8 protein-coding genes are annotated in these 7,168 nt (G+C 71.9%); 5 read left to right on the forward strand and 3 right to left on the reverse strand.

Translation table 11 applies throughout. The features are described 5' to 3' along the window. Positions 1 to 46 precede the first annotated feature (46 nt). Together BF93_RS13370 and BF93_RS19375 are read right to left on the reverse strand one after the other, a co-directional pair. Complete coding sequence (locus tag BF93_RS13370) at positions 47 to 832, reverse strand: VOC family protein (protein WP_038373271.1); 786 nt, start codon at positions 830 to 832, stop codon at positions 47 to 49. A 47-nt stretch (positions 833 to 879) separates the two neighbouring features. Continuing rightward, positions 880 to 1,032 (reverse strand): ribbon-helix-helix domain-containing protein, encoded by a 153-nt coding sequence (locus tag BF93_RS19375; protein WP_084148545.1) that lies wholly within the window; start codon positions 1,030 to 1,032, stop codon positions 880 to 882. Positions 1,033 to 1,164: 132 nt separating this feature from the next. Between BF93_RS19375 and BF93_RS13375 the strand changes: the two genes are divergently transcribed. The 5 genes from BF93_RS13375 (at position 1,165) to BF93_RS13395 (ending at position 5,487) form a co-directional block, all read left to right on the forward strand. Then, entirely contained in the window at positions 1,165 to 1,776 is a 612-nt protein-coding gene (locus tag BF93_RS13375) for a DUF6318 family protein (RefSeq protein WP_038373273.1), read from the forward strand. 126 nt (positions 1,777 to 1,902) lie between these two features. Further along, entirely contained in the window at positions 1,903 to 2,487 is a 585-nt protein-coding gene (locus BF93_RS13380) for a DUF6318 family protein (RefSeq protein ID WP_038373275.1), read from the forward strand. Between the two features lie 422 nt (positions 2,488 to 2,909). Continuing rightward, the gene (locus BF93_RS13385; protein WP_232226424.1) at positions 2,910 to 3,521 is read left to right on the forward strand and encodes a PKD domain-containing protein; all 612 of its coding nucleotides are present in this window, start codon (positions 2,910 to 2,912) and stop codon (positions 3,519 to 3,521) included. After that, positions 3,518 to 4,327, forward strand: a complete 810-nt coding sequence (locus BF93_RS13390; RefSeq protein WP_038373276.1) for an SDR family NAD(P)-dependent oxidoreductase — start codon at positions 3,518 to 3,520, stop codon at positions 4,325 to 4,327. The genes BF93_RS13385 and BF93_RS13390 overlap by 4 nt, the downstream gene beginning before the upstream one ends. Then, positions 4,324 to 5,487: an AMP-binding protein gene (locus BF93_RS13395; protein ID WP_038373277.1), complete on the forward strand. Its 1,164-nt coding sequence runs from the start codon at positions 4,324 to 4,326 to the stop codon at positions 5,485 to 5,487. Before BF93_RS13390 ends, BF93_RS13395 begins: the two co-directional genes overlap by 4 nt. A gap of 178 nt (positions 5,488 to 5,665) precedes the next feature. Here the strand turns inward: BF93_RS13395 and BF93_RS13400 are convergent, their stop codons facing one another. Then, positions 5,666 to 7,060, reverse strand: a complete 1,395-nt coding sequence (locus tag BF93_RS13400; RefSeq protein ID WP_038373279.1) for an L-serine ammonia-lyase — start codon at positions 7,058 to 7,060, stop codon at positions 5,666 to 5,668. Positions 7,061 to 7,168: the final 108 nt, after the last annotated feature.

Raw genomic sequence — 7,168 nt, forward strand, 5'->3', positions numbered from 1 at the left:
CCCATGGAGGTGTGGTCCCGGACACGGTATCGCAACGGGAGGGGGCTCAGCCCTGCACCGCCGCATGGATCTCGACATGCGATCCGTCCGGATCGGTCAGGTGCACGGCTCGCGCGCCGTGGGGATCGCGGACCTGCGCGTCGTACCCGGCCGACCGCAGGCGGGCGGCGAGCTGCGTGAGGTCCTCCGAGGTCTGGAAGCCCAGACGCACCTGGAGGCTCGGGCCGAACGTGCCGTCGCCGGGCCGGGTGCGCCGCGAGTCCGGTCCGGGGGCGTGCAGGCCGATGATCCCGGAGCGGCCCGGGCCCCGCAGGGCCTGCCACCCGTCGTCCGCCGGGCCCTGGGGGACGAAGCCGAGACGGGCGAAGAAGGCGGCGTCACGGGCGAAGTCCTCGCTGGTCAGGACGGCGACGACGCTCAGCCGCGGATCGGCGCCGGCGGGATCGTGCTCCTGGTAGCCGTACGGGTCCTCCTGGTCCTCGTTCAGGCCGATGGCCTCTCCGACCGGACCCGTGATGACGCCCTGCTTCCCGTAGGACTCGTCCCAGACGGCGACCTCGAGGCCTTCCGCCTCGAGCTGCTTCGCGGCCGCGAGCGCGTCGGGGACGACGAGGCAGAGGTCCGTGTCTCCGTGCGCGGCTCCGGTCGCGGTCGATGCGGCGCCGTGCACCAGGACACGGCCGGCTCCTGCATGGAGGTCCCCGAAGCTGTCGTCCCCCGCGGTCAGCGACGGGGCGAGGCCCAGGGTGCGCAGGAAGGCGATCACCGCGGCGGGCCGGGACGAGAAGCGCAGCGGGAGGACGGCGAGGGACGGGTCAGGCGTGCGGGACATGGCAGAGCTCCTTGCGACGGGCTGTCAGGGCGGCAGGACGAGGCGGGTCAGCGCGGAGGCTGCGGCGTCTCGAGGTACTGGGTCAGGGCCTTCTCCACGAGCGCGGAGAGGCTGGTGGACTCGTCGATCGCGCGGTGCTTGACCGCGACGACGAGCTGCTTGGGCAGGTAGACGTTGAACTGCACCTTCTCGGATGGCATGCCAGCATGCTAGCAATCTAGGCCCCGTCCCACAACGCCCAACCCGGACAGCCCGAGCTCCTCCCATGACACCGCAGGCCTGCGTCCGCTAGGTTCGCTGGACAGGCCCCGCTTCCCCTCCCTGGAGTACCCGTGATCGCTCGACGCCTCCTCGCCCTCGGCGCCCTCGCCTCCCTCGCCGTCGGCGCGTCCGCCTGCAGCTCCGGCGGATCGGACGAGGAGCCGACCGCCGCCCCCACCACCGCGCAGCAGGCGTCCCCGACACCGACGCCGAAGGTCCTGGCGCCCGAGGGCATGACGCCCCGGCAGACTCCCCCGCCGGTGGATCCCCCCGACCCCGCAGACTTCCCCGGCATGCAGGAGCAGACCGAGGAGGGAGCGCAGCAGGCCTTCGCCTACTACTGGGCCGTGGCGATCACGGCGAACCAGAGCGGCGACACCAGCGCCCTGGAGGAGCTCGGCGCGGAGTCCTGCGACGCCTGCACGCAGTACATCGGCCAGGTCGCCGAGCGCGTCGAGAAGGACCAGCTCTGGCCCCCGGCCACCGTGACGACCGACGCGCTGGAGAAGTACGAGGACACCGACATCGACAACGTCGTGCTGCACCGCTTCACCGTCACCTTCGAGGAGCAGGAGGGGAAGAAGACTCCCGACCCCGCCAGCTACGTGAGCGTCGGCGGACTCGAGTGGAGCGATGGAGGGTGGAAGGTGCTGGACTTCGCCCTGCAGAGCCAGGACTCATAGCCCGGGCCCGCCAGGCACCACCCCGCACCCGTTATCCACAACGAGCACGATCCGATGGCGCACGCTCGGCCCCTGGGCTAGGTTCTCCGGAAAGCCCCAGAGACCCCTCCCTCCTCAGGAGTCCCCGTGACCTCTCGCCGCCTCCTCACGCTCGGCGCCATCGCGGTGCTCACCGGCGCCGCCTGCGGCCCGCCGGCCGAGTCCCCCACCACCGCCCCGCCCACGAGCGCCGAGAGCACATCACCCTCCGCCGCGGAGACGACCCCCGAGGAGGCCACGACCCCGGCCGTCCCCGCACCGGATCCCGCGGACTTCCCGGGGAAGGATGAACAGTCGAACGAGGGCGCAAAACAATCTTTCGCCTTCTATTGGGCGAACGCAATTCACGCAAACCAGACCGGGGACACCAAAGCTCTAGAGGCACTCAGCCTCGGATCATGCACCGCATGCGATGAGTACGAGTCTTCCGTCCAAGCCCGCGTTGAAGAGGGGACACTATGGCCGGCCACAGAAGTAACCTCGATTACGCTCGAGATGTCGGAGAACCCCGACCACGAGAACGCCGTTCTCTATGAGTTCACCGTCACACAGTCCGAACAAGGAGGAGAGGAGTCATCCTCGACGTATGTAACCATCGGCGGACTCGAGTGGACCGATGGTAGCTGGAAAGTCGCTGAGTTCGGAATCCAAAACTCAGAGGACATAGAATGAGGATGGCTCGGCATTCCAATCGTCACAGATGGTCGCTAGCCGCCATCGTCCTCGCTGCATGCACGCTCCTGCCAGTACCAGCCTTCGCAAACCCGGATGACTTGGCCAGCATCTGCCCTGGCGGATTCTGCAAGGCGATCTCGGACTGGAAACACAATAGCTCCGACCCCGAGTCGGGCACCAATGTCGGTGCAGGAACCGCAAAATCTACAGGTACGGACCACATCTCACGCTTCTTCGAATCGTGGGAGACCGTCGGCGATGACTTCTCCTGCGACCAGTCCGGAGATTCGGGAGATTACGGCGGGTGCATCGGGATCGCGACCGTCTGCCCCGTCGCAGACGCCGTCGTCTCGTTCACGAACAGAGAGGGCGACTACAGCACCCTTCCGACTCTCCAGGAGGGCACCCGCACCGACCGCGTGAACCAGACCTCCCAGGACCTCGGAGTGCGGTGCTACTCCGCGCTGGTCGGGGATCCCGCCGCGGGAGGAGCGGCCGTCGTCATCACGGTCACCCGCGAGGACTTCGCCAAGCTTCCCGTCATCGCACCCGAGGCGCATGCGGGGCCCGTCGACGGCTGGGTTCCGGTGAACATGGACGTCGTCCTGTACACCGATGCGGAAGATCAGACGCTGGAGACCTCGGTCCTCGGCATCCCCGTCCAGATCCGCGCCATCCCCGTCAGCTACACCTGGGACCTCGGCGACGGGAACACCATCACCACGAGTGAATCCGGCCGCCCGTATCCCGCCAAGGACGTCACAGGCACCTACCGCTACGAGGGCTGGTACGACGTCACCCTCACCACCACCTATGCCGGGCAGTTCTCCGTCGCCGGCGGGCCGTGGCAGGACATCGAGGGAACCATCGATGTGGCCTCCGAGCCGGTCGCCCTCTTCTCGAAGTCCCTCGAGTCCCGTCTGGTCGACGGGGACGTCCCCGTCGACGAGGACGCCGATCCCTGGATCCCCGCCCGGTCCCCGGATACGGAGGGCCCTCAGGACCCCGAGGCTCGGGACCGCTCCCTATGAGGCGTCGCGGCACCGCACCGGCCGAGGGGCTCACCGTCGTCACCGGCGCGAGCGGAGGGATCGGTGCCGCGCTCGTCGATTCCCTGGCGCGGCCGGGCGCCCGACTGGTCATCACGGCGCGGCGGGCCGACGCCCTCGACCGCGTCGCCGAACAGGCGCGCGCCCGGGGTGCTCAGGTCTCCGTCCGCGTCTGCGACCTGCGGGACGAGGATGCTGTCGCGCGTCTCGCCGCGCTGATCCTCGAGCACGACGGCGTCCCCGACACGGTGATCTGCTGCGCCGGCCGCTCGCTGCACCGACCGCTCGCCCGATCCTTCGCCCGACCCGATGACCTGGGCCGGCTCAGCGCCGTGAACCTGGTCGGCACGGCCGGTCTGATCCTCGCCCTGCTGGAGCCGATGTGCGCCGCAGGACGGGGCACCGTCGTCGCCGTCACCAGCGCCGCCGCCCGCATCCCCGCGCCGGGCTGGGCGGCGTACACCGCGAGCAAGGCGGGACTGGACAGCTGGCTGCGATCGATCCGTCCCGATGCGGCGCGCTGCGGCGTCCGGATCGCCATCGCCGAGGTTCCTCTGGTGGCGACGACGATGTCTTCACCGCTGTACGGTGCGGCGCCGCGCGGCGCCCTGTCGCCACAGCAGGGCAGCGCCTTCGTGCTGCGCGCGCTGCGACCGCACCGGACGCTGGTCTCACCGCTCTGGGCGCGCATCGCAGCACCGATCGCGCAGGCGGCGCCCGCCGCCGGCGCTCGCGCCGCGGGGCGCATCGGGCGACTCGCCGTCCGCTTCGCACGCCGCGACCGATGACCGCCCTCACCCTCGCGACGGTGCTGCGTCTGCGGGCTCGCCTGTCCCCCGGCAGCCCCGTGCTCGTCGACGTCCACGGGCAGCTCACCGCGGCGGATCTGCTGGACCTGGCCCGCCGCACCCGGCCCGCCAGGCACCACCGCGGTGTCCATGCCCAGGACGCGGGCACGCCGGCGCCCGCAGACGTCCACCTGCGCCCCGGTCCGCTGCGCGAGATCCTGGCCGCGGTCGCCGCACCGGGTGTGCGGCGCATCGCCGTGCGCTCCTCGGGCACCACGGCGGCGCCTCGGGCGCTGGCCCGAGGGCCGCTCAGCCTCACGCAGCTGGTCCTCGGGCTGGATCTCGCGCACCGTCTGGGCATGCGGCCCGGACGCACCATCGCCTGCGCGGCTCCGGGAGAGCACGGCCATGGGCTGTCCGCCGCGGCAGGAGCCCTCGCCCTGGGGATGGTGCTGGTGGACGTCTCCCGGCTCGACATGCCGGCCGCCCATGCCCTGCTGCGCAGCACCGCCCCGGACCTGATCACGGGCGTGCCCGTCCACCTCCTGGATCTCGCCCGGACCGGTCCGCTGCCCATCCCCCGCGCCCTCAGCGGCTCCGACGTCCTGACCGCCTCGATGCGCCAGGAGCTGCTGGCTGCGGGCATCGGCCGGGTGCACGATGTCTACGGCACCACCGAGACGGGATCGCTGTGCGTGGACGGCGTGCCGCTGCGTGGGGTGCGGATCCGGGAGCGCGACGGGCTGCTCGCGGTGCGCTCGCCTTTCACGCAGGGACGCACGGTCATCACCGATCGCGGACGGATCGGCTCGGACGGCACCGTGGCGGTGACCGGCCGGGCGGACGGCCGGGTCTCCTCCGGCGGTCTGCTGCACGATCCAGGGGCCGTGCGGGCCTTCGTCGCCGGTCTCCCCGGCATCGCGGCGGTGCGGCTCGAGGTGGTGCCGGATGCCCGGTTCGGCGCCCGCACCCGGGGCCGCATCCGGATCGATCCCGCCCATCCCGCCGCGGACGGCGGGGACGCGGCGGCGGCGGAGGTCATCCGGCGCGTGCGGGAGGAGGTGCGCGCACGGTTCGGGGCCGCCGCCGTGCCGCGGGAGATCCTGCTCGAGCCAGGACCTCCGACGGACACCGATCAGGATTCCGCTCGCCGCACCTGAACCGCCCTCGGCCCAGAGCGAGGCTTCGGGCTCGCGGCAGGTCTCGACCCCGGGCCAGGCCTCGGATCCCAGCTAGGCCCCGGGCCAGGCCTCGGATCCCAGCCAGGCCCCGGGCCGGGCCTCGGGTCCCAGCCAGGACCCGGGCCGGGCTTCGGTTCCGATCCGTGAGAGAACGCCGTCAGCACTCCGGCAGGGACACCGGCACCGCCGTGACGGCGAGCCCTCCCATGGCCGTCTCCTTGTAGCGCTCGGACATGTCGCGGCCCGTCTGCCGCATCGTCTCGATGACGGTGTCCAGGGACACGAAGTGCTCCCCGGTGCCGCGCAGGGCGAAGCGGGCCGCGGTGATCGCCTTGACCGCCGCCATGGCGTTGCGCTCGATGCAGGGGATCTGGACGAGACCGGCGATCGGGTCGCAGGTCAGGCCCAGGTTGTGCTCCATCGCGATCTCGGCGGCGTTCTCGACCTGGGCGGGCTTGGCGCCCATCACCTCGGCGAGGCCGGCGGCGGCCATCGAGCATGCCGACCCCACCTCGCCCTGGCAGCCGACCTCGGCCCCCGAGATCGAGGCATGCTCCTTGTACAGCGAGCCGATCGCCGCCGCGGCCAGCAGGAAGCGCACCGCGACCTCGTCGGGGTCGACATCGGCCAGGTAGTGGGTGGCGAAGTGGAGGACGGCCGGGATGATCCCCGCCGCGCCGTTGGTCGGGGCGGTGACCACGCGGCCACCGGCGGCGTTCTCCTCGTTCACGGCGAGGGCGGCGAGGGAGACCCATTCGAAGGCGTTCATCGCCAGGCGCTGCGGGTCCTCGGCGCTGAGGGACTCGTACCAGGGCGCGGCGCGGCGAGGCACCTCCAGCCCGCCGGGCAGCACGCCGTGGGTGCGCACGCCGCGGTCGATGCAGTCGCTCATCGCCCGCCAGATCCTCAGCGCCCCGGCGCGGATCTCCTCGTCGGTGCGCCACTGCCGCTCGCGCTCGAGCATGGCCTCGGAGATCGAGATGCCGCGCTCCTCGCATACCTGCAGCAGCTCCGCCCCGGTGGTGAAGACGCGGCGGCCCTCCTCCTCGGCGACGACGGAGGCGATGGGCTGATCCATGTCCTCGGCGTCGACGACGAAGCCGCCGCCGATGGAGAACAGCTGCCGGCGCACGAGCTCGGTGCCGTCCGCGTCCAGCGCCACGAAGGTCATGCCGTTGGAGTGCTGCGGCAGGAAGGTCAGCGGATGCAGGACGATGTCCTCCCCGCGCAGCGCCACCTCGCGCCGCCCGTCCAGGCGGAGCCCGCCGCGCTCGGCGATGTCCGCCACCCGTGCCCGGCCCGCGATCGGGTCGACGGTCTCCGGGTCTGCGCCCTCGAGGCCCATGATGATGGCGTCCAGGGTGCCGTGTCCGTGCCCCGTCGCCGCCAGGGAGCCGTACAGGTGCACCTGCACATCGGCGACCCGGTCCCCGATCGCGGGGTCGTCCAGCACCTCCTGCGCGAAGCGGCTCGCCGCGCGCATCGGTCCCACGGTGTGGGAGCTGGACGGTCCGATGCCGATCTTGAACAGATCGAACAGGCTGACGCTCACCGCCCGCCTCCTCGACGCGGGGGCTTGCCGCCGCCGGGACGCTGTCCCCTGCCCCCGGCGGGGCCCCGGCCCGAGCCTCCGGCGCCGCGGCCCCCGGCACCGCGCCCG

This window comes from Brachybacterium phenoliresistens, from assembly GCF_000576425.1.
Lineage (GTDB): Bacteria > Actinomycetota > Actinomycetes > Actinomycetales > Dermabacteraceae > Brachybacterium > Brachybacterium phenoliresistens.